Genomic DNA, 20962 nt, shown 5'->3' with positions numbered 1-20962 from the left:
TCGTTTCATCAGTAAATTATTTGTTTTTGAAGGTCATGAAGCGATTCATTACTCGTTGTAAGCACCCATGATGACTTCATTTTTTACTACTTTTTATATTAAAGTGTAATATCCAATCCAAAAGTTATTGACTTGGTTTGCGGATAATAATATCCGTTTCCACCTTTATATTGCGGGTCGAAACCTTCCTTAATGCCTGATAGCACAAAGAGGTTCTGTCCGGTGACAAACAGCCTCGCGGCGCCAAACCTGATCTTTTCCCGGAATGCTTTCGGAAGTTCATACCCCAGCGTAATATTCTTCACCCGAAGATGGGTCCCGCTCCTTTGCCAGAAATCCGATGTCCTGTCGTTATTCGCATTAGAGCCACTCAATGATGGTCGCGGATAGGCGGCACCTGTATTCTCCGGTGTCCAGAAATCCATTTGGTATTTATACCCATTGAATCCATTTTTCAAGGCCGACTGTGCCTCACCATCCAGGTATACCGTATATCCCGCAGCTCCGGTGAGCAAGGCCGATAAAGAGAAATTTTTGTAGTTAATCCCCAGGTTAAAGGAGTAGTTGATATCTGGCTTATCACCGCGTCCAGTTACCCTGGTATCCTTTTCATCAATGATGTTATCCCCGTTTAAATCTTTAAACCTGATATCTCCGGGCTGCAAAGAGCTATTGCCATTTCCATCCTGGATCGCGTGGGTTGCGATTTCTTCCACATTCTGAAAAATCCCGTCAGCTACATAACCGGTACGGCGGTTGACAAAATTCCCTGTCCTCATCAGGTTAGCCCGCATAAATTCATCCGGAATCAGTGCTTCATCTATATAAACGGCCTTTTCACGCGACTGTGAGAAACTGGCTCCCAGGTTAAAACTCAGGCTTTCACTAATTTTACTACTGTGGTTCACACTGAATTCAAATCCTGTATTGGAATATTTATAGAGGTTCTTTGGTGCCAGCTCCACCCCTAAGGTACTGGGTATAGTTGAAGATCCGGCTGCCAGCACATCTGACTGTACACGGTGGAAATAATCGAAGGAGAAAGTGGTAGATTTCCTGAACAGTGCGAAATCAAGCCCGGCATCATAAGTCACAATATTAGACCAGGTCAAGTTGATATTCGGCAATTTGGAATTATCAATCGTAGGAATAGCTTCATCGCCAATAACAAAAAATCCGTTATAACTGAATCCGGACAACCATTGGTATGCAGCATCCCCGTCATTTCCTGCGGTACCGACTGATGCCCTGATTTTCAGGTCCTGCACAGATTTTTTCAGGGGAGCAAAAAACTTCTCATCCGAAATCCGCCATCCCAATGATCCCGAAGGAAAGAAACCCCAGTTATGCCCTGGTGCAAACTTCGAAGAACCATCTTTCCTGAAAGAAAACTCTGCCAGATACTTCGCTTTATAATCATAGCTTGCGCGCCCTACAAGTCCAAGGCGGCTATCTCTCCATTGTGTACCTGAGGCATCTTTATTTTTGTTGGATCCGGCAAAAAGCTGGTCAATAAAATCCGATTGAAAATCCTGGCGACGGCCCCAGAAATCATTGTATTGTACACTTTGTTTCTCCAGTAAGAGTAATCCGGTAAGGTTATGATCGCCGAAACTATTCTGATAGTTCAATGATTGCTGCAAGACATAATCATTCCTTGTAGAAGAAGTCTCCGTCAAAATCGTTTTACTCGCTGATCCTTCAGGCACAACGCTATAAGGATCATAATTCCCGGTCCTTGGGTTCAGGGTATAAATGGTATACGCTTTAGACCATCTTTTCTGGTAGAGGTTATCATATACAATCGAAGCAAAAGATGTAATGCTTAAACCTTTCACTTGTTTGATATCCCATTTCAGGGAAATCTTCGCATCCACATTGTTATTTTTCTCCAGGTAATAACCGGCATTATTGTCCTTCAATCCTTCAACAGGATGCATAGGGCTGTTACTTGGTTTCGCTGGTGTACCATCCGGATAATAGGCAAGGTCTATCGGAAGACTCCTGTGCAGGGAACGGTAGATATCATAGGCTGAATACCCTGGTGCTTCCCTGTCCTGCCTCCTTCCGGCAATACTGAAATTGAGGTTTAAATTGTCAAGGATCCTGGCATCTACATTCGCCCTGATATTGTATTGGTTAAAGTTAAGGACATCCGCTTTATACAATGATCCCTGGTTGATAAATCCGGCAGAAACAAAATATTTGGCATCATCATTCCCTCCGGAAACATTCAGGTTATGGCGTTGTTGCGGGCTCCAGTCTTTCAGCGTAAGTTCTCTCCAGTTGGTATTGGCATATTTTAAGGGATCAGATCCATCGCCGAACTTCCGGATTTCATCTGCTGTATATTTTGGTTGCTGACCGGCATTCAACAGCATCTGGTTGGTCATCACCGCAAAATCTGTAGAATTAAAATATTCCGGATAATTCGTTTGTGTATTAAACGTAAACTGATTGCTGTAATTCAACACCGGTTTACCCGCTTTGCCTCTCCTTGTTTTCACCAGAACTACTCCGTTACCTCCTCTTACTCCGTAAACAGAGGCCGCTGCTGCATCCTTTAATACGGTAATACTCTCAATTTCATTCGGTTCCAGCTTATCAATACTGCCCGGACTACCGTCAACAATCACCAGTGCCGAACCAAAATTACGGATCTCAAAACTTGAATTGCTAAATCCGGGTTCACCACTTTCCTGTCGGACAAAGAGACCTGGTGAGAGTCCTTCCAGGGCATTGCTGATACTGGGTGCCGGTGCTTTTTTAAGTAAATCTGTATTCACCTGCGACACTGCAGAAGTAATTTTAGCTTTCGACTGTGTACCATAACCTACCACGACAAGCTCACCCAGGGTACTCATTTCTTCCGTCAGACTTACGTTGATCACGGTCTGGGCATCCACTTTCATTTCCCGGCTCTGGTAACCAATATAAGAAAAAACCAGAATTGCAGAATTGTCAGGGACGCTGATGGTATAATTTCCATTTTCATCGGCAATGCTTACCCTGCTGGTTCCTTTAATCTGTATGGTGGCACCCGGCAACGGCTCTCCTTTGGTATCGGTCACCCTGCCTTTCACCGCAATGGCTACCGATGGAGAGGCCACAGGAACTTCTGCATTTTTTGTCCTGATAATAATGATCTGATTCTGGATCGTATATTCCAGATTCTGACCTGTTAAAATCTGTTTAAGTACAGATTCCAGTGGCTGTCGGTTAAATGCGGCATGAATTGGCTTAAGGTTGCCAGGATTTTCAGATTCAAACAATACATTATACCCGGTTTGTCTAATGATTTCCTTAAACACGTCGGTAAGGCTCGCATCTTTCTTGTGATAAGTAATATTTTGGGCGAAAGAATTTGCGCTGACCTGGATTAGAAAAGTCGTCATTATGATTACAATACATTTCATAATTAGCAACAGTTGTTTAAGCGCAGCCGCAGATAGAGCGCGCTTAAATACACGATAAAATTTCATACATTTGGTTAATTTGGTTAGTGTTTATAATTTGTCTCAACGATTAATTTACGGGACCAAATTTTGCCGGGGGTGCTGGTAACACTCCTGGCTTCATCGGATACCGCTTTGTGGTAAATATGCCTACATCACGATAATCCTCCTTCCTTCAATTTTAAACTTCACGGTTTTTGTAAGCTCAAGTACATGGAGCACTTCAGAAACATTTTCAAACCTTGAAATACTGCCCCAGAATAATTTGGTCTCGGAAGGCATTTTTTTGTACACAATTTCCACATTGTACCACCTGGATACCTGTCGCATGATCCCCTGGAGGTTCTCATAGTTAAACATAAACTGTCCGTTTTTCCATGCCACAGAGATATCTGTATCTACATTTTTGATGCTCAGACTATTGCCGGCAAAAAGAGATTGCTGGCCTGGTGTCAAAATACGCTGTGCGGAAGTTGTATTCACGCTCACACGACCTTCCAGTAAAGTTGTTCTTATTCCTTTTTCATCTTTATAGGCATTGATATTAAAATGGGTACCCAGGACTTTCACTTCCTGATTTTCTGCACTGACCGTAAAAGGCTTTGATTTATTCTTTGCGACTTCGAAATAGCCCTCCCCAGTAAGCTCCACTTTTCTTTGCTGACCCGAAAAACTCACCGGATAACGCAATGAGGAAGCAGCATTCAGCCATACTTTCGTACCATCTGGCAGGTTCACCTGGAATTGGCCACCTTTTGGCGTTTCAATGGTATTATACATATCCCTACCTGTAGAAAGATCAGCTTCAGAAATCGTATAAACCAGCTGTCCATTGGCAGTTTTGGTGACACTCACTCCTGCCTGATTGGCAATCGTTCCGTTATTTGCGGCTGTAAGTGCAATCCTGCTTCCATCACTCAGGGTAAGGAAAGCCTTATTACTCCCTGGCCTGATGGCAGCTGTCGTGGTTGCGGTAACGACAGGTTTTGGTTTCATATAGTTATACAATCCTAGTGAACAGACAATAAGTACTGCTGCCGCAGCAGCAACAGGATATAAACGACGCAGGTGATAAGAAGGGCGTTCCGGCAGGGACCTATTTAAGGGCAGTCCTTCACTTATTGCGGATAAATCTGCCTGTAATTCTTCCCTGCTGAGCAATCCTGTAGGTTGCAGTTGTTCCTTCAGGTACCAGGTTTCCAGCAAAGCCCTTTCCTCCTCTGAACAAGTATTGTCCAGATATTTTTTCAGTAATTTTTCTACTTCTTCAGTATTCATTTGAGCATATCTGGTTTATTCTGCCTGTATTAAAAGGTATAGTCGGCCAACGTATGCTTAGGGCGTAGATTTATTTAAAAAAAAATAAAAAAAAGTGTGCTGAGTTTTACCCGCAAGATTTTCAGGGCATTATTCACCTGTTTTTTCACGGTAGATTCTGACAGGTCCAGCTTTTCAGCGATCTGCCTGTGGCTGAGGTTTTCTTTTCGGCTGAGTTCAAAAACAGCACGCATTTTAGCCGGAAGAGCAGCAATTTCTTTATTGATAGAAAGGAGTAATTCATTTTCCCTCAGCCGGTGATCTGTAATGGCCTCTTCCCTTTCCGCAAATTGCTGGATAGAAAGGATGTATTTTGAAGCTACTTTTTTCCGGGAGATGGCATCAAAAACCCGGTATCGCACAGCAGTATACAAATAGACGGAGAGTGAACTTTTAATCTCCAGAGAATTTCGGTTCTTCCAGAGGCTGATAAAGAAATCATGAACCAGGTCTTTACTTTCTTCCCTATCGTGTAATTTATGGAATACATGAATATACAATGGCCCATGGTATCGGTTATAGATTTCCGTATAGGCCATATCATCTCCTGAACTGAGCAGCACAGTCAATTCACTATCGGTAAGAGATCTATATCCAGCCATTACTTCTTCGCCTGCTATCAGGTATATTTGGTCTTTCTCTGTGTGTTGGAATCCAGCAGGAAAATCCTTCGAAGCTAATTATTTTACTTGTGATATTTACCAATATTTTTTGGAAGAGGTGAATTGCATAGCCAGGATGCTGGGACAGGAATTTTAATCATTCCTGTTACCTGGAGCCATTCTTCTACATCTTCTTAGGTAGATTTTTTAAGGATTAATTGTATTTTGTCAGTTCTGAATTTTGTAAATAAATAGGTTACCACATCATGAAGGAAAAGTAAATGACCTTACCAAAGATGAGAGAGCACATTTATTTCCTATGGTACTATCTGGTTATGATCCAAACTGGGTAAAGCTGTTTAAAGAGGAACACCCATTTATTCTATATACTTTGGGTCAAATTGGATTGAGGGTCAATCATTTCGACATTACTCCTATCTAGATTTCCGGCTAAATCATGACTAGTGGTTAAAATCATACATTGGTTTCTGGTTTGAAAAATTCGGTTTTTTTAGCCTGGGATTTTATTGGCATGACATTGGTGACATGAATGATAAATATAAGAAATTCCCCCCTCCGTCATTTATTTAAACGATTTTTTTACTTTTGAAGACACACAAATGCAAACAGTAAAAAAAACAATTAACATGAAAATGAAATTCTTACTACACGTGGCAATAGCTCTACTTTTTTTTAGTGCCTGTAAAAAAGAGAAATTGATAGATGAACAACCTCCAACTCTAGAAAAAGAAGATCCATTGGAATACGCAATGGATAGCATTTCTTATAGAATCAATGGAACTACTTATAGCGCCTCTAAATATTCAAGTTTTTACAGCACTGTTAATTATCAGCCATATTCTAAAATAGATTCAATAACAAAAAGTACCTACTATATATCTGGCATTAAAGATTCTGTTTTATATTCAAGGAAATATGGTATATCAAATTATAACGATCAGATTGGCGTTGACGTAATATTTATTAAAACATACCACAAAAACTCAATGCTACAAATTTTCACTTTGAGACCAATAGATTACAAAGAGCTATTTGCAGTCGGGTTAAGAAATTACCCTATAGATTATGAGCGTGATAGAATACAAAATGGCATTGCTTTAAGTATGTATGATGGTTATAAAACCTATGATTCGGAATCACTTATCACACCACCACAATTAAGTCCAGATGCTCAAAAAGATTCAAAATTTGAAATTACAAGTTTAAAAAAATTAAAATCAGGCAATTACATTTTAGAAGCGGAATTTAATGCAACGGTTTTCAAAAAAGGGAATGAAGATAAAAAATTAGAAAATGGATATTTGAGACTGGTCTTGAATAAACTTGATTTAATCTTTTAAAAATCAGGTGAGAAAGCAGCCATCATTTGACTGCTTAACCTTTTATCCCATAGAGCCTACTTTCAGTATTAGGTTGTTTCAAGTTTTTTTGCAATTGGTTAGCACATCAACAAAGTTAAGTTGTTGCTTCCCCGTCGTAAAGTTAAATTAAAATTTACCTTTCAAGATCCTGAGTAACATCTCTTCTCTTTTTTGTCTGGATATTGGAGCCTGACTACCATCATCCATAACGATGTATCCGCCATCGGTCTTTACATAGGAAGAGATTTTTCGGAAGTTGATCAGGTGAGATTGATGTGGCCTGATAAAATTATGATTTTCCAGCAATTCCTGATATTCCTTCAATGTTTTACAGACCAAGTAGTGTTTTTTATTGTCTAGATAAATATGCGTATAATTACCTTCCGCTTCGAGTCTTATGATTTTATTGATCGCCAGAAACTCTATTTTATCGGATAAGGGAATGGCGATCTTCTGCTCCTCATCTCCCCTATCTATATTCGCCACCAACTCCTTTAATCTCTCATTCTCTTTTTTAGGATTAATTTGGATGGTTGCTTTTTCAACAGCGGTGCTCAATTCCAAAATATTAATTGGTTTAAGCAGGTAATCTATAGCACAAGCTTTAACTGCCTGTATTCCATATTTATCAAAAGCGGTAACAAAAATAACTTCAAAATTCTGCTGGCCATTTAATAATTTCAGCAAATCGAACCCAGAAACTTCTCCCATTTCTATATCCAGAAAAAGCAAATCGGGCTTTAATTCCCTAATCAATTTAAGCGCTTCAACAGCGTTGCCAGCCTCGGCAATGATCTCTACATTTGGGCAATATTCCAACAACAACTGACGCAGGTTAGTTCTGCTTTTCAATTCATCGTCAATTAATATCGCTTTTAAGATCCCCATTAATCTATTGGAATAGTTAATACAGCAGTAACGCCGTTATCATTTTCTCGTAAATTACTCATTAAATGTAAATTTCCCATATTGCCATCTGCACCGAGCAGGGATAACCGTTCTCTAACCAGCTTTAAGCCAAAACTTTTATGATTGGAAGCTGTATTTTCTTTTAATCCCTCACCATTGTCTTTGATTACAATTTTAAGGTATTTCTCATCGCAACTCATATGAATAACAAGGAATCCCGCTTCTCCCTTTTGAGCCAAACCATGTAGAATAGAATTTTCTACAAGTGGCTGAATGATCATACCCGGAATTTCCATTAATTGGGTATCCACTTCCGGAGAGACTTCAATGGTAAATTTAAAGTTAAAGCGCAGCTGCTCCAGCTCACAATAAAGTACGATGGCATCCAATTCATCTGATAGAGTCACGAAGGTTTTCTCCGAATTATTCAACACCCTTCTCATCAGCAATGAGAATTTCTCCAGATATACATTGGCTTCTTTATACTGATAATTATTGATCAGGGATTGTATAGAATTCAAAGCATTGAACATAAAATGTGGATTCATCTGTGAGCGTATGGCCTTGATCTCCAAATCCTTGATTTTATTCTTTAATAAAGTCTTCTTCTTCAAGCCGGCAATCCTTGCTCGATACACCGAAAATATGACGATTGAAGTAAGCAGAGCGGAGCAAATGCTCCACCCTACAGTAGCGATTAATGATGCCTTTTGCTCCTTGGTCATTACACCCGATTCTATTGCTTTTTCTATCAGTTCCTGCATCACCTGATCCTCATTAGGAGCCGCATCAAACAAGTAACCAGATATAATTTGAAACGCTGAATTAAATGTAAATACCTTGGTCTGCAGATAATAAATATCAAAATTCTTTTGTCTGTCTTCATCATCACTTAATTCGACATAAGTCATATTGGTCAGGTTCCTCAGTTTTTCATCAATCGTACTTTTTTCAAACGCAGCGGAATGTAATTGTGCGATCAAAAAATGAACCTCGCTACTATTCTGTTTTTTTATAAGATTTATGTAGCCCTTTAAAACATCCGGATCATTATTGTTCACAATTAAGACTAATGGTTTTCCTTTAAACCGGGCAAGATCAAGCGTGCTTCCGTCCTTTAACAGGAGTTTCTTGAGGGGGCTTGGATTTCCTGGCATCCATTGCCGGGCTTTTGTCCAAAGTGCTTTGATGCGATTTGTAAGTGAAGAATCGCCACAATTATGGATAAAATCTTCATAGTAATTTTTCAGTCTTTCAGTGCTTTCCACATCACTTTTGTGGAGCTCTTTTTTAAACGATTCAGAAAGGGTAAAATATAAGGGATATCCCTTGAAAGCAGCCAGAGAGGTTGCATAATCGGCAAAGAAGCCATACTGCCCGTCATTGACCATACCTAATTTTGTTTTCTGATAGGAGATTAACCACCTGAGGTAATAATCGTAATAAAGACCGCCTTCCTGACCACTCATGAGCACAGACACGGTATCAATACTTAGAAAGAATTCTCTGGGGAACGCTGCAAAAGGCATATTCCGTTTTAGTTGATGATGAGAAAGGTACGTTAGTTTCGTTCCACCCTGCACATATTTAAATTCAGTTCTGTAATAATTTAGAACTTCTGAAGAAACAAGGCTGACATACTTACTTAAAATCACCTCAAAATCATTTTGACCCTGTTTTTGAAATGATAGAAATTCTTTGGGTGATTTAGAACGGTAATTAGTTCCACTATTAACCCATTGGTTGTTATAAACAGATACCAGGTCCTTACTAAGCGAGGCTTTCGCTGCCGCATTCCCGGAAAAAGTAATGGTGTTGTCAAAATCCAAAGCATCTGCTTTAACGATAAGCGTATCCAAGGGATCCAAAAGGACACTGAAGGTTCTATAGTCATCTAACTGACCAAAAATCAGTCTATGCCTTGTAGTTAAACCGGCCAAAATATCAGCATTAAAAGAACCATCCTTATTAAACTTAAAAAGATCATCATTAATCGCATAAACACTATCTCTCTTAGCTATATTGGCAATATTACCTTTAATAACAGAATTTTTTGGCAATTTGAAAGAGGCTGATTTTAGGATTACACGAGCAATGTCATTTCCACCATTAGCATTTGACAATTCTAATGGTTTAACTAAATTCTTACCGGCCAGCAGGGAATTAATTATTGTTTCAGAAATTTGCTTTAGTTGTGCCATAGGCAAAACACGATCAGTCGACAATTCCAATTTTGGAACAACTGATTTTGTTCTAGTACTAATTAATGAAAAGTCAATCTTTTCAGCCGTCGACAATGACTTTAGTTCTGATATTTTCCCCTGTCTATCGGCTGTTATTTCATAACGCTGTTTAGTTAAATGTTTTTTACTACTTTCTAAATAAGGAGGATAGTACGAATCATAACCCGACCAGATATTTTCTGCGACCAAACATTTTAATCTCATTCGTTCAACAGAAACTTTAAAAAGCAACTTTCCATTTGTCAATTTACCTGAGACCTCGTACCTAACATCAAACTTATGGTCGAAGTCATGCGCTGCATTATTCATTTGGATAGCCGTTTCAAACCAATCTCCTGATTGGAGTGTAAATGCAGGACGCTGTTTCTGAGCGAAGAGTTGCGAAAGCGCGAGCAACAAAGTTATTCCAAGGCTTAAAAGTTTTTTCTGTTTCATATTTTTAGGATTTAAACAAAAGAACTTAAACCTATCCATTTCCTTTACCCTCACTGAGCAGATGACATCTATGACTTATTATTCCGCAATAATACCATTTGATCTTGTTGATTCCTGTCAAATAGCCATAGGAATAAAAAGCAAACATTATTTTCCAACAATCTTTTTTCGATGTATAATTCCCCAATCTGTCAGATTGGTGATTATAGTTTGCAGCGTGTTGCCGTGTTCCGTAAGTTCATACTGAACCGTAATGGGTTGAGTATCTAAAACGGTTCTTTTCACCAACTGGTTTATTTCCAATTCCTTCAATTCCTTGCTCAGCATTCTGTTCGAAATACCTTCTATATCATTCAAAATATCAGAAAACCGTCTTTTACCGTAACAGCAAATAGACGAGATGATAGAAATCTTCCATTTCCCATTCAGCACATCCATTGCATCTTGAACAGACCTCATCCTTTTCTTTTGTTCCTGTTGGAACTCTTCTATTTTACACCCCATAATGTTACTTGGTTACACCTATGATACTGTTCTTTTTCAGTACCAAGTTACTAAAAATAACTTTGTAAATCTAACTTTGTCGCTCTTAATCTTAAATAATAGAAACAATGAGTAAATTGAAAAACAAGGTTGCCGTGATCACAGGCGGTAATAGCGGTATCGGTTTTGGTATTGCTGAAGCATTTAACAACGAAGGTGCAGTCGGTGCAATTGCCGGAAGAAATGAGTCTACATTGAACAGCGCTGTTGAAAACCTGGGTGGTAATTTTATAGGTTTAAAAGGAGACGTAACCAATCCTGATGACCTGGAAAACCTGTTCAGGACTACGGCTGATCAATTCGGGAAAATAGACGCATTGGTAGTGAATGCAGGTGGCGTCGTGGACGGGGTTCCTTTGATGGCAATAAGCGATGCAACGGAAGAAGGATATGACAGCTATATGGACCTGAATTTAAAAAGCGTTTATTTCACCGTACAAAAATCGCTTCCTTATTTGAATGATGGTGCTTCCATTATACTCATCGCCTCGAACGGCGCACATCGCGCTGCACCCGGAACAACGATATATGCCGCTGCAAAAGCTGGTGTTATTTCATTGGCCAGGGGCTTATCGCTCGATTTATTGTCAAGGAGAATAAGGGTGAATACCATTTCTCCCGGATCAATTGATACGCCGGTTTTTGGAAAAATGGTACCGCATGATCTGGTAGACCAGGTGAAACAAATCTGGATAGACCTTACGCCGCTTGGCAGGCAAGGGACACCGGCTGAGATCGGGAAAACAGCTGTGTTTTTAGCCTCCGACGATTCAACATTCATTGTAGGCGCCGATATCCTGGCAGATGGTGGTATGGCCAATGCCTTCTCCATAAAATAAACTTCATTAAAGCAGTAATAGTTTATTGTTCAAATCCTAAATAATAAAAATAATGAATAAATTAAAAAACAAAGTAGCGATAGTTACCGGTGCATCAAAAGGAATAGGTGCCGCTATCGCAAAACATTTTGCAGCGGAAGGCGCAAAAGTTGTTGTAAATTATGCATCAAGCAGAGAAGGAGCGGAAAAAGTGGTGAAAGACATAACCGATAATGGAGGAATAGCCATTTCGGTACAGGGCGATGTATCGAAAGAAGAAGATGTCATCAGGCTGTTTGAAGAAACAGATAAGGCTTTCGGCACATTGGATATTTTGGTAAACAACGCAGCTTTTCAAGGATATACCCCTATTGAACAGGTATCAGCAGAAAATTTCCATCAGCATTTCAATGTCAATGTCTTGGGAGCTATACTTACGATCCAGGCATCGTTGAAACTGTTTAGCGATAAGGGCGGCAATATCATCAATATCAGTTCGGGTGCCAGCAAAATGCCCCTTCCGACAGCCTCGTTGTACTCTGCCACTAAGGCAGCATTAGACGCCATAACGATTTCTTTATCGAAAGAACTGGGTGCAAAGAACATCCGTATCAATTCTATTTTGCCAGGTGCAACAGAAACAGAAGGTGCCCATAGTGCTGGTGTCACTACGGGTAGTGAGTATGAAACAATGTTTATTGCCAAAACACCACTTGGTCGCAGAGGTCAGCCCGAAGATATTGCCAAAGTTGCCGTATTTCTTGCTTCCGACGATTCAGCCTGGATTACGGGAGAGCAAATTTCCGTGTCTGGGGGGATGTATGGTTTTTAGATTCAAAAAATGAAGGACAATGGAATGTGTTATTGACTACAGTGATTCTGTTAATTGGGAACTGAAATCATTGTTAGAATTCCCAAAAGAGGCTATTTTTGTTTAAAGAGTCTCTTTTGGGAATCAGTAGTTGTTATTCCCCAATTCCTTCGATTAGATACAAATTTTAGGGCAACAACTTTACCACTATCTATACCATGATGAAAAATATTGGAATACTTATTATATTAGTATTATGCCTCGGTCAACAACGTTTACTGGGAAATGTAAATCATTTTATGACGATGGATATTAAAATCATTTCACTGGAAGAAGCAAGAGTGGTATTAAAACAGGACTGGAATGCAACAAAAATTGTCAAAAGTGTTTTGGGACGCTATAAAGCTAAGAATGGCTGCTTATTAAAGGATGGGCGATCAGTTCTTTTTTTTGATACTTATGCCTGGCTTGTGCCATTTGTAGATCTTTACAATGACCTTTTAGAGGCCGATAGTGTGCTACTGTCACCACCACCACCAGAGAAAATCATTGCGGATAAGAATGTCTACCTGAAAATATTTAATGATTATTTTGGATCAGAGGAATATGATTTTACTTTAAAATCTTTATTTACTATAGACGATAAATATACTGAATTAGAAAAAGATGGCATACGGGAAGCAGATATGTTTTTACCAATGGTGTGTTATCTGGGAGAAGTGTTGAGTAAAGAGACCAATGGACGGTGGGAGGTGAAAAAAGAAAAAATCTATGAATACCCGATTATTCAGGGTAGCGATGATAAAGCATATGACTCATATTTTTGTGTCCAGAAAATAATCACCGGTTCTCATAAAAAGTTTTCTTTTTATTCTGCAATCGAAAGTCAGTTGAAACCGGTAAAACTTAATTTATCAGCTACGCCAATTATTAATGATCCGGAATTGATCAAATTAGATGGGAAACCTTAGTTTGCGAAAAAGTTGGAGATGACTGGCTGGAAAATTTATAAATTAACCGATGTTGTTCTGAACATCGGTTAATTTTGCCTAATGGGTTAATTATATAATATATATCTAAAGAACGACGCCCCGAATGACGCGCATTTTTATGGGATTTATCGTATAATTAGCATATCCCGTAAAAGCATAAACCCTGCTAATCGTACGATTGCAGGGTTTATACACTTTGATAGTCTTTAATGTGATCCCGCTGGGATTCGAACCTGGTGCTAAAATCAGCGCTTAAATAGTATTTTATGCGGTTTTCGATTTCAACTCACCTAATCGCTCACCTTTTTTTCAATACGTTTTAGCTGCAACTGCTATAATTAAATATAAGATTTTTTTCAAAAATATAAAAAAAATATGCAGTCAAGATATCAGAGCCCCAATGATTAAGTTACTTGCCGACTCTTTCCAATTTTTCATACTTATAAACTTGCATCCCGCCACTGGCTTTATAGATGCTGTCTTGTTGTTTATCCTTAAGGTATTCAGTCAAAACAACAAAGTCTGAGCATATAAAAACAGCGCTATTATTTCTTGCAAGCGTTCCATTTCTGGAATAAAACAAGGAAGGTTCATCCTTTTGCACTGGTGCTCTATACATATCTCTTTTCCACTTATAGAGGTTAGTGTTGTCATCGCTAAATTTAGTTTTTTTACAGCCCAGTGCTACAATCAGTACCAACGATATCAGAATCTTCTTTTTCATATTAGTTCGTTTCCTAAAAAGAATAAATAAAAATGACATCGCCAAATTTACCACAGCTATTTAACATTTATTTAACTTTTTGATTAAGTCCCGGTAACATCTCCAAAACAGACATCTTTAACATTAAACCAGTTTGCCGTCTTTCTGAACTATTGGTTCGTTGTTTAAAAACGCTTTATCTATCACATACTGCGGGCACCTATCATCTGTAATTTTAATTGTATATGCAAATACAACAGATGGCAAGCTTTCGGGGAAAATCGGTAGTTTCATCACAAGCGTATCTTTCAGTATTTCTGTAAATCAATAATTTACATCGTTTCCAGTGAGTATGCCTCTATGTAAAACTACTCACCGAATTACTCACTTTTTTATGCGATTTAATGCATATTTTGGGTTTTTCCGGCAAACAAAAAAGCTTGCAATCATTTGATTTGCAAGCTTTTACGTAGTTTTTATACTATTCTCTGTGATCCCGCTGGGATTCGAACCCAGGACCACTACATTAAAAGTGTAATGCTCTACCAGCTGAGCTACGGAATCATTCCCTTTTTGTTGGGATTGCAAAGGTAGAAATTTATCACGTGTTTACAAATAATGATCATACAAAAATGTGTTTAAACATACAACAAGCTGTTTTTCAAGCATATTATTTTTCAGATTTCTCCATCAGTCCACTCCAATCTGTTGTTTCCTATGCAGGTTGTATCAACTATTAAGAACTGAAAACCTCCAGCATGATATAAATTATAAAATTTAAGCATTTTTTAGCGGAAAAGACATTATTACTTATATGTTTGCAAACTAATCACTCGGCATGTTAAATAAGGCGTTCTCTTATATAGGTATTTTTTTTATATACATCATCTCCCTCCTACCTATGCAAGTGCTTTACCTGTTCGCCACTCTGGCCTATTGGGCATTATACCATGTATTTGGTTACCGGAAGAAAGTAGTGAGGAAAAATCTGACGGATGCCTTCCCTGAAAAAACAGTACAGGAGATTATCACCATCGAGAAGCGCTTTTTCAAATACCTTGCGGCTGTCATTGTAGAAATTGTAAAAATGTCTACCATAACCAAAGCAGAGCTTCAGAAAAGGTACGTATTTAAGAATACCGACAGAATTAAGGAATACCTGAATCAAGGGACGAGTGTATTGGTTTGTTCCGCACATTATGGCAACTGGGAATGGGGAACACTGGCATTCGGACTCAACTTTGAAGCCAGCAGCTATCCTATCTATAAACCGCTTTCAAATAAGGTATTTGACAACTGGTTTTACCAGATCAGAACACGGTTCGGAAACAACATGACACCCATGAAGCAAACTTACAGGGCACTTACAGAAACCAAAGAGCTGTCCACCGTATTTTGTTTCGGAAATGACCAGGCACCACCAAAGAATGAATCACATTACTGGATCAACTTTTTAAATCAACCCACAGCTATTCAGTTGGGTATTGAGAAAATCGCTAAAAAGACCAACAGGCCGGTATTTTACATCAAAGTGAGTGTAGTGAAAAAGGGATATTACGAAATAGACTGTATCCCACTGGTGATGGATCCCTCAAAGACAAACGGACACGAAATCACTGATCTGCATGTCCGCTTTCTTGAAAATATTATCCGTGAAGAACCAGCATACTGGTTATGGAGTCACAGAAGGTGGAAACACCAACCTGAAGACAAAACTACTCCGTTACCTTCAAATGAAGTACTGCTGTAGTCTGCGCCCGGATTTTCTCTGCTAACTGTGCATCTTCGTTTAGTTTCTTACCGTAAGATGGGATCATCTGTTTCAGTCTGGCCTGCCATTCGGCCGACTTCAGCTTCTCACCAAAACAACGTTCGAGCAGGGTAACCATGATTGAAACTGCTGTGGAAGCACCAGGTGAAGCGCCTAGCAAAGCCGCAATAGAGCCATCTGCAGCAGAAACAACTTCAGTACCAAACTCCAGTACTCCACCAAGCTTTTCGTCCTTCTTAATTACCTGTACTCGCTGGCCGGCAGTTTCCAGTTCCCAGTCTTTCATTTCAGCTCCCGGAAGATATTCCTTAAGGGCTACGAGACGGTCTTCCGGAGATTGTCTAACCTGGTCAATCAGGTATTTTGTAAGCGGTATATTATCTAATCCAGCCGCAATCATAGGGCGGATATTGTTAAATTTAATAGAAAGAGGCAAGTCCATTAAGGAACCATTCTTTAAGAAACGTGTAGAAAAACCGGCATATGGACCAAACAGCAATGCCCTTTTCCCATCAATCATCCTGGTATCCAAATGTGGAACAGACATTGGAGGAGAACCGACAGCCGCCTTACCGTATACTTTCGCATTATGTTTATCAATGACTTCCGGGTTCACACATTTTAACCACTGTCCGCTCACAGGAAATCCACCAAAGCCCTTTCCTTCAGGAATACCAGATTTTTCCAGCAAATAGAGTGAACCACCTCCGGCACCAATAAAGACGAATTTTGCTTTTATCTTTTTCTTGTCACCAGTACTGGCATCCTTAATTTTGAGCTCCCACAGATCATCATCCGTCTTTTTCAGTTTACGGACTTCCTGATTGAATTCCATTTTCACATCCGGTTTGCCCTGTAAATTGTTTAACATCATTTTGGTCAGGGATCCGAAGTTCACGTCAGTCCCCAATAACATGCGTGTAGCGGCTACCTGATCAGCAGGATCCCGATCGGCCATGACCAATGGAATCCATTCCGCAATTTCCTTCGGATCTTCAGAATAAGTCATGCCTTTGAACAACTCACATTCCGTGAGTTTCTCAAACCTTTTCCTTAAGAAATCGACATTTTCCCTGCCCCATACGAAACTCATGTGCGGGATACTTTTGATGAAGGTTTCAGGAGAGCCTACAATATTGTTTGCAACCAGGAATGACCAGAATTGTTTTGACACTTCAAATGACTCAGCTATGGCCACCGCCTTTGCTGTTTTTACAGACCCATCGGGCGACTGTGGGGTATAATTTAATTCACAAAAAGCCGAATGGCCTGTACCGGCATTATTCCAGGCATCAGAACTTTCTGCCGCTGCAACGTCCAGGCGCTCATAGATATCAATCGTCAATTCTGGTGATAGTTCTTTTAACAAAACACCGAGTGTAGCACTCATAATACCAGCGCCGATTAATACCACATCAACTGTTTTGTTCACATTATTATTTTTGGTCATGGAAGGAAGTCAAATTTATTCTCTATTAATCGGCCACAAAAATAATATAATGGCCGATAGTTAAGTCTTTAATTCCATAATATTAAGAAATATTTTACGGCTAACCCGTTAAAGACATGAAATTTTACATTTTAAAGGAATAACATCGCTTCCCGCACTTCTTAACGGCTTTTACCATTCAGAAAAGATCCTGTCCCGGCAATTAAAAAATCCCAGAGGAAAGTACAAAAAACTGATAACAATCACATATTTCCCGTTTAATCGTCACAGAAATGTAAGGGGATGTTTCCTTATATTTAATGTATAATTTAATTCCTAACCAAAATAATAAGATTATGAACTTACTAACTAAAATTCAGAACTGGGGTGACCGTCACCACCCACAATGGCTCGACTATGTTAGAATAGCCTTAGGCCTTACGCTTATCATCAATGGGGTTGCTTTAGCTTCAAATCTGCATTATTTTACGGTTTTGATGCACAGTGCAATGCTGACTACCGCATTATCCATTAGCCTTATCGCACACCTGATTATTGTGGTGCATATTATTGGAGGAATACTTATAGCCCTGGGTACACATACAAGAGAATCATGCGTATTTAATATACTGGCAGTAATTGCGGCAATCATTTTCGTGAGTATGCAAACCCATATATTTGCTCCCTACTCACTCTTCTGGTTCTGTGCGGCAATTTTTCTCGCCTTAATCTGCTTTTTTGTTGAAGGAGATGGTGTACTATCTATTGAACACGAAGACAAAGCAGCGGAGTAAGCTGCCGATTTTATGATACAAATACTGTTATTAATTGTGGATCATTGGTTTACAGAGAATAATATTTCCATTTTTATTGGTATTATTCTCTGATCAATCAAATATGGACTGGTTTTTGAACTGAGTTTGGTACGCACAACAATAGTTGGTGATAACTATAACCAGAATTATAATCCGTTTAATCATAAAAATTAGTAGCCATGAATTACAAAAAATTAATTAATGACCATCTGACACATCAGACTGATAAAACACCTGTGGTAATTGCACTTCTAAGTGGATTAGCAGTGGGTGCAGCACTGGGACTTCTGTTTGCTCCTGCTAGTGGTGCTGAAACCAGGAATTTGATTGCAGATAAATCTAAAGATCTGGCTGATACCACAAAGGACAAACTTGATTCTTATAAAGAAAAGATTAAAACCGGAGCTGAAGATTTAACAGTGGCAGCAAAAGATAAGTTCCAGACTTACAAAGATAAATTACAAACCGGTGCAGATGATCTTGCCGATTTAAAAGATAGAGCTGTAGATTCAGTGAAAACTAAGTTTGCAGAAGCTAAAGATGATGCTAAAGCAGCAGCAAAAGAAAGCATCGACAATGTTTAAGAAGGTTTTCGGCTAAGCTCGAAATCTTACCTGAAACGAAGCTGTATCATAATTCAATTTAGCCTCAAAGCTTCCAAATAATATTTTATTGCAGTCTTCATTTCAATAAAAAACGGCAATTTTCTATCTGAAAATTGCCGTTTTTTATTGTATTCTTATTAGTGGCTGTTCAAAATTAAATTCTGTTACGAATGATGATTTTGATTAATGATACAGCCTCGTTTTATGATTGTATAGCAAGATAGATTTCTGCATATAATAATCCGCTTCCTCCCCCATAATGCGGAATGACATGAATGTCTGGGTAAATGAACTTCACTTCCCTGGTCAGGCTGAGCTCTACCTCTTCCTTGAGTCCTGCGCCCAGTAACAATACCTGGTACTCTTTTTCCCTGCATTTATTCAAGACTTCATCAGCACTGCCCACACCCGTGGCATTCCAATCTTCCTTCGCATTCAGTAAACGTAATACTGTGGCAAGGATCTCCCGATGGGTACCGACAACCAGAATTTCTAATTGTGCTTCCATCACTAAAATACCATTGGAACATCCATGATCAATACTTCAGCATCTTCAATTGCAGTGATGCTGAATTTACCGGTATCCCAGATTCCGAAACCATCCCTTCTGGAAAGCTCCTGTCCGTCAATACTAACCTTTCCTTCGAGGATAAAAACATAAGCTCCATTACCTGTCTTTTTAAAGGTATAATCCACCTCAGTGCCTGTTGTCAGTTTCCCCATATTAAACCAGGCATCCTGATGCACCCAAACTCCAGCATCATTTGCATCAGGAGAAAGTACCTGTACGAGCTGATTGGGCTGCTCTGTAGTAGCAATCTTCTGCTGATCATACCGGGGTTCTACATTTCTTTGATTTGGAAATATCCAGATCTGAAGAAACTTAACAGGTTTACTTTTATCTTTATTGTATTCTGTATGGTAAATTCCGGTTCCGGCACTCATCACCTGAATTTCACCAGGTTCAATGGTAGCCACATTACCCATACTGTCTTTATGCTGAAGAGCTCCTTCTAAAGGAATAGAGATAATTTCCATGTTGTCATGAGGATGTTCACCAAAGCCCATTCCTCCATCTACAGTATCATCATTTAAAACCCTTAATGCACCAAAATTAACACGTTCAGGATTGTAATAACCTGCAAAACTGAAGGTATGTGAACTTTTTAACCATCCGTGATCTGCTCCGCCACGGGATGCTGCTGTATGTAAGACTGTTTGTGCCATGATATAAATAGTTATTTGTTGTAATGTTTGTGATCAATTCGTATACAACAAAAATAGGGTGCTTAAAATGCCCCGGCATTAACCTAGATTAAGAAATGAATCCAGCCTCATTTTTTTTGCTGTTTATTTTTTCGGTATACAGCTGCATCTGGACATAAGTGAAGAGATTCAGCTTATGATGAAATTGCTGGCCAGAAGGGAATCATTTGTTTTATCCCCATCATAATGCTAAGAAGGGAAACTAATGAAACCAAGTATAGAAACCAAAGGAAGAATTTACCACCTAATCAGGGCGTAAGGAACGCAGGGAAAGAGCTGTGCCTGCACCAGTAAGCGCACCTACCGCAACATCAGAAGGATAATGAACCCCAAGATATAACCGGGAAAAACTCACAGAACCAGCCCATAGATATGCTGGAGCAACCACATACCATTTTGAATAGGCTTGTGATAATGCAGTTGCAGTAGTAAAAGAAGAAGAAGCATGACCCGAGGGGAAGGAATAACTTGTGGGCTGATACACCGCATGGATATTCGTATTTGCATTAAACGGACGCTTACGTTTGAAGATGACTTTCATCAGGTTATTGAAACCAAAATTCAATGCCGTACTACTGAACACGTACAGCGAGTTCTGGCGCATCCCTTTATCATCACCAATCACACCACCGGCAAGTAATCCGGCCGGTACGGCCAGATTTACTGCAGTGTTATATTTTGATAAAAACAGGAAGACTCCCGTTTTTTGGGGTGTTCTATGATTGGAAAGATCAATTAAAACCCTATCATCAAATCGCTGTACAGCATTTTGTGCCTGTGTAAAGGATGGAACAGCAAATATCAATGTCAGCTGTAACACCAATACCGACAGAAAATAGGGTTTATACATATATTTATTTTAATCT

At 39.2% G+C, this 20962-nt stretch carries 18 protein-coding genes and 1 tRNA gene; 7 read left to right on the top strand and 12 right to left on the bottom strand.

Annotated features, from left to right (window positions below):
• Positions 1–98: 98 nt before the first annotated feature.
• The 3 genes from ACSBL2_RS12700 to ACSBL2_RS12690 all read right to left on the bottom strand — a co-directional run bounded on the left by ACSBL2_RS12700 (position 99) and on the right by ACSBL2_RS12690 (position 5374).
• The gene (locus ACSBL2_RS12700) at positions 99–3416 is read right to left on the bottom strand and encodes a TonB-dependent receptor (RefSeq protein WP_442592072.1); all 3318 of its coding nucleotides are present in this window, start codon (positions 3414–3416) and stop codon (positions 99–101) included.
• Between the two features lie 189 nt (positions 3417–3605).
• Positions 3606–4733: a FecR family protein gene (locus tag ACSBL2_RS12695; RefSeq protein ID WP_442592071.1), complete on the bottom strand. Its 1128-nt coding sequence runs from the start codon at positions 4731–4733 to the stop codon at positions 3606–3608.
• A gap of 74 nt (positions 4734–4807) precedes the next feature.
• Entirely contained in the window at positions 4808–5374 is a 567-nt protein-coding gene (locus ACSBL2_RS12690; protein WP_442592070.1) for an RNA polymerase sigma factor, read from the bottom strand.
• Between the two features lie 647 nt (positions 5375–6021).
• Here ACSBL2_RS12690 and ACSBL2_RS12685 point away from each other — a divergent pair.
• Complete coding sequence (locus ACSBL2_RS12685; protein ID WP_442592069.1) at positions 6022–6735, top strand: hypothetical protein; 714 nt, start codon at positions 6022–6024, stop codon at positions 6733–6735.
• A 147-nt stretch (positions 6736–6882) separates the two neighbouring features.
• Here ACSBL2_RS12685 and ACSBL2_RS12680 read toward each other — a convergent pair whose 3' ends face one another.
• The 3 genes from ACSBL2_RS12680 to ACSBL2_RS12670 form a co-directional block, all read right to left on the bottom strand.
• The gene (locus tag ACSBL2_RS12680; RefSeq protein ID WP_442592068.1) at positions 6883–7644 is read right to left on the bottom strand and encodes a LytR/AlgR family response regulator transcription factor; all 762 of its coding nucleotides are present in this window, start codon (positions 7642–7644) and stop codon (positions 6883–6885) included.
• Positions 7644–10343: a sensor histidine kinase gene (locus ACSBL2_RS12675; RefSeq protein ID WP_442592067.1), complete on the bottom strand. Its 2700-nt coding sequence runs from the start codon at positions 10341–10343 to the stop codon at positions 7644–7646. The genes ACSBL2_RS12680 and ACSBL2_RS12675 overlap by 1 nt, the downstream gene beginning before the upstream one ends.
• A 147-nt stretch (positions 10344–10490) precedes the next feature.
• On the bottom strand, positions 10491–10847 hold the full coding sequence (locus ACSBL2_RS12670) for a winged helix-turn-helix transcriptional regulator (protein WP_442592066.1): 357 nt from the start codon (positions 10845–10847) through the stop codon (positions 10491–10493).
• A gap of 107 nt (positions 10848–10954) precedes the next feature.
• Between ACSBL2_RS12670 and ACSBL2_RS12665 the strand changes: the two genes are divergently transcribed.
• The 3 genes from ACSBL2_RS12665 to ACSBL2_RS12655 all read left to right on the top strand — a co-directional run bounded on the left by ACSBL2_RS12665 (position 10955) and on the right by ACSBL2_RS12655 (position 13486).
• Positions 10955–11725, top strand: coding sequence for an SDR family oxidoreductase (locus tag ACSBL2_RS12665; RefSeq protein ID WP_442592065.1), 771 nt, complete (start codon positions 10955–10957; stop codon positions 11723–11725).
• 52 nt (positions 11726–11777) lie between these two features.
• Positions 11778–12536 (top strand): SDR family NAD(P)-dependent oxidoreductase, encoded by a 759-nt coding sequence (locus tag ACSBL2_RS12660; protein WP_442592064.1) that lies wholly within the window; start codon positions 11778–11780, stop codon positions 12534–12536.
• A 197-nt stretch (positions 12537–12733) separates the two neighbouring features.
• A complete protein-coding gene (locus ACSBL2_RS12655) occupies positions 12734–13486 on the top strand; it encodes a hypothetical protein (protein ID WP_442592063.1) in 753 nt (250 codons plus the stop codon).
• A 430-nt stretch (positions 13487–13916) separates the two neighbouring features.
• Here the strand turns inward: ACSBL2_RS12655 and ACSBL2_RS12650 are convergent, their stop codons facing one another.
• Together ACSBL2_RS12650 and ACSBL2_RS12645 are read right to left on the bottom strand one after the other, a co-directional pair.
• Positions 13917–14231 (bottom strand): hypothetical protein, encoded by a 315-nt coding sequence (locus tag ACSBL2_RS12650; RefSeq protein WP_442592062.1) that lies wholly within the window; start codon positions 14229–14231, stop codon positions 13917–13919.
• A gap of 470 nt (positions 14232–14701) precedes the next feature.
• A tRNA-Lys gene (locus ACSBL2_RS12645) sits at positions 14702–14774 on the bottom strand.
• 274 nt (positions 14775–15048) lie between these two features.
• Between ACSBL2_RS12645 and ACSBL2_RS12640 the strand changes: the two genes are divergently transcribed.
• Complete coding sequence (locus ACSBL2_RS12640; RefSeq protein ID WP_442592061.1) at positions 15049–15960, top strand: lysophospholipid acyltransferase family protein; 912 nt, start codon at positions 15049–15051, stop codon at positions 15958–15960.
• On the opposite strand, the gene ACSBL2_RS12635 is transcribed toward ACSBL2_RS12640, so the two are convergent.
• The gene (locus ACSBL2_RS12635) at positions 15926–17431 is read right to left on the bottom strand and encodes a malate:quinone oxidoreductase (RefSeq protein ID WP_442592060.1); all 1506 of its coding nucleotides are present in this window, start codon (positions 17429–17431) and stop codon (positions 15926–15928) included. The genes ACSBL2_RS12640 and ACSBL2_RS12635 overlap by 35 nt on opposite strands.
• A 335-nt stretch (positions 17432–17766) precedes the next feature.
• Between ACSBL2_RS12635 and ACSBL2_RS12630 the strand changes: the two genes are divergently transcribed.
• Both ACSBL2_RS12630 and ACSBL2_RS12625 read left to right on the top strand, forming a co-directional pair.
• Complete coding sequence (locus ACSBL2_RS12630) at positions 17767–18204, top strand: DoxX family membrane protein (RefSeq protein WP_442592059.1); 438 nt, start codon at positions 17767–17769, stop codon at positions 18202–18204.
• Positions 18205–18404: 200 nt separating this feature from the next.
• A complete protein-coding gene (locus ACSBL2_RS12625) occupies positions 18405–18809 on the top strand; it encodes a YtxH domain-containing protein (protein ID WP_442592058.1) in 405 nt (134 codons plus the stop codon).
• Positions 18810–19032: 223 nt separating this feature from the next.
• On the opposite strand, the gene ACSBL2_RS12620 is transcribed toward ACSBL2_RS12625, so the two are convergent.
• The 3 genes from ACSBL2_RS12620 to ACSBL2_RS12610 all read right to left on the bottom strand — a co-directional run bounded on the left by ACSBL2_RS12620 (position 19033) and on the right by ACSBL2_RS12610 (position 20946).
• The gene (locus ACSBL2_RS12620) at positions 19033–19338 is read right to left on the bottom strand and encodes a hypothetical protein (protein WP_442592057.1); all 306 of its coding nucleotides are present in this window, start codon (positions 19336–19338) and stop codon (positions 19033–19035) included.
• Between the two features lie 2 nt (positions 19339–19340).
• Positions 19341–20057, bottom strand: a complete 717-nt coding sequence (locus ACSBL2_RS12615; protein WP_442592056.1) for a pirin family protein — start codon at positions 20055–20057, stop codon at positions 19341–19343.
• 283 nt (positions 20058–20340) lie between these two features.
• Complete coding sequence (locus tag ACSBL2_RS12610) at positions 20341–20946, bottom strand: phosphatase PAP2 family protein (protein WP_442592055.1); 606 nt, start codon at positions 20944–20946, stop codon at positions 20341–20343.
• Positions 20947–20962: the final 16 nt, after the last annotated feature.

The sequence above is a fragment of the Pedobacter sp. AW31-3R genome (genome assembly GCF_052180285.1).
GTDB lineage: Bacteria > Bacteroidota > Bacteroidia > Sphingobacteriales > Sphingobacteriaceae > Pedobacter.
The sequence above is the reverse complement of the archived record's forward strand: the minus strand, read 5'-3'. Positions and strand labels throughout refer to the sequence as shown.

Excerpts from the sequence above, each read along its gene's own strand:
- ACSBL2_RS12700 (WP_442592072.1), bottom strand. The coding sequence starts at position 3,416 with ATGAAATGTATTGTAATCATAATGACGACTTTTCTAATCCAGGTCAGC.
- ACSBL2_RS12695 (WP_442592071.1), bottom strand. The coding sequence starts at position 4,733 with ATGAATACTGAAGAAGTAGAAAAATTACTGAAAAAATATCTGGACAAT.
- ACSBL2_RS12690 (WP_442592070.1), bottom strand. The coding sequence starts at position 5,374 with ATGGCTGGATATAGATCTCTTACCGATAGTGAATTGACTGTGCTGCTC.
- ACSBL2_RS12685 (WP_442592069.1), top strand. The coding sequence starts at position 6,022 with ATGAAAATGAAATTCTTACTACACGTGGCAATAGCTCTACTTTTTTTT.
- ACSBL2_RS12680 (WP_442592068.1), bottom strand. The coding sequence starts at position 7,644 with ATGGGGATCTTAAAAGCGATATTAATTGACGATGAATTGAAAAGCAGA.
- ACSBL2_RS12675 (WP_442592067.1), bottom strand. The coding sequence starts at position 10,343 with ATGAAACAGAAAAAACTTTTAAGCCTTGGAATAACTTTGTTGCTCGCG.
- ACSBL2_RS12670 (WP_442592066.1), bottom strand. The coding sequence starts at position 10,847 with ATGGGGTGTAAAATAGAAGAGTTCCAACAGGAACAAAAGAAAAGGATG.
- ACSBL2_RS12665 (WP_442592065.1), top strand. The coding sequence starts at position 10,955 with ATGAGTAAATTGAAAAACAAGGTTGCCGTGATCACAGGCGGTAATAGC.
- ACSBL2_RS12660 (WP_442592064.1), top strand. The coding sequence starts at position 11,778 with ATGAATAAATTAAAAAACAAAGTAGCGATAGTTACCGGTGCATCAAAA.
- ACSBL2_RS12655 (WP_442592063.1), top strand. The coding sequence starts at position 12,734 with ATGATGAAAAATATTGGAATACTTATTATATTAGTATTATGCCTCGGT.
- ACSBL2_RS12650 (WP_442592062.1), bottom strand. The coding sequence starts at position 14,231 with ATGAAAAAGAAGATTCTGATATCGTTGGTACTGATTGTAGCACTGGGC.
- ACSBL2_RS12640 (WP_442592061.1), top strand. The coding sequence starts at position 15,049 with ATGTTAAATAAGGCGTTCTCTTATATAGGTATTTTTTTTATATACATC.
- ACSBL2_RS12635 (WP_442592060.1), bottom strand. The coding sequence starts at position 17,431 with ATGACCAAAAATAATAATGTGAACAAAACAGTTGATGTGGTATTAATC.
- ACSBL2_RS12630 (WP_442592059.1), top strand. The coding sequence starts at position 17,767 with ATGAACTTACTAACTAAAATTCAGAACTGGGGTGACCGTCACCACCCA.
- ACSBL2_RS12625 (WP_442592058.1), top strand. The coding sequence starts at position 18,405 with ATGAATTACAAAAAATTAATTAATGACCATCTGACACATCAGACTGAT.
- ACSBL2_RS12620 (WP_442592057.1), bottom strand. The coding sequence starts at position 19,338 with ATGGAAGCACAATTAGAAATTCTGGTTGTCGGTACCCATCGGGAGATC.
- ACSBL2_RS12615 (WP_442592056.1), bottom strand. The coding sequence starts at position 20,057 with ATGGCACAAACAGTCTTACATACAGCAGCATCCCGTGGCGGAGCAGAT.
- ACSBL2_RS12610 (WP_442592055.1), bottom strand. The coding sequence starts at position 20,946 with ATGTATAAACCCTATTTTCTGTCGGTATTGGTGTTACAGCTGACATTG.